At 67.3% G+C, this 874-nt stretch carries 1 protein-coding gene; it reads right to left on the bottom strand.

Annotated features, from left to right (window positions below; translation table 11 throughout):
* Positions 1-773 (bottom strand): DUF222 domain-containing protein (locus A5779_RS07495; RefSeq protein ID WP_131811601.1); only part of this gene is annotated, 773 nt, incomplete at its 3' end.
* Between the last annotated feature and the right edge of the window lie 101 nt (positions 774-874).

Below are 874 nucleotides of genomic sequence, written 5' to 3'. Positions count from 1 at the left end.
TGGTCGGCCAGCACATGCACCACCGCGGCATCGGCGGCCGCCCGCTGCTGTGCGGCGGGGCAGTCTTCGCGCCGACACAGGCAGGGCATGCGGGATTCCAGTCGGGCCACCGGTCCCACCGCATCGGCGCGGCGCTGCTCCTGGGTACGGGGGTCGTGTTTGCAGACGGTGTCGGCGACCGCATCGAGGCGTTGATTCAGTGCGACCCCGTCGGCGGCGTGGATGTTGGCCCACACCGACGCCATGCCGGGGCTGCTCGCCTCCACCTGAACAAACCGCCCGTCGTCGATCGGGGGTGGAACCCGTACCCCGTGGGGGTCGAGTTTGGCGATCCATTGATCCACCCGGTCCCGCAACTGCCGTTCAGACAGCCGCATCCACCGGTGGGCCCGGGCCGCGAGTTCTTCATCCAGGCCGGCCCAGACTGCGGGGTCGACGATGCCGGTGCGGGCGATGAGCATCCGCACCACCCGGTAGTCGATGTCGCCGGCGGCGAACCGGGCGGCCACCAACGGGAGTTTGTCGCGTAACACCCGGGCGTGATGAATCTGGGTGCCGGCCCGGCCCCGACTGATCCGCAACGCCGCCGATACTTCAGCAGAGACTTCTTCGAACGGGTCGGTGGTCCAAAAGATCGACTCGGCCAACTCCTGTTCCCGCAGACTGTCCAACGCCCCGATCGCGGCCAGCCGCCCCGCGATCGCCGCCGACTCCGCCCGCGCCGCGCCACTGATCCGGTCGATCAAAGCCACATCGGAATCAGCATCGAACATGTGTTCGACTTTACGCCGATCCACTGACCGCGTTGACTCATCAGAAATGCGCGCGTACGGGTGATTCGTTGCCTCATTGAAAATGCGCGCGTAGGCCCAGT

Source organism: Mycolicibacterium peregrinum (assembly GCF_001665625.1).
GTDB lineage: Bacteria > Actinomycetota > Actinomycetes > Mycobacteriales > Mycobacteriaceae > Mycobacterium > Mycobacterium peregrinum_B.
The sequence above is the reverse complement of the archived record's forward strand: the minus strand, read 5'-3'. Positions and strand labels throughout refer to the sequence as shown.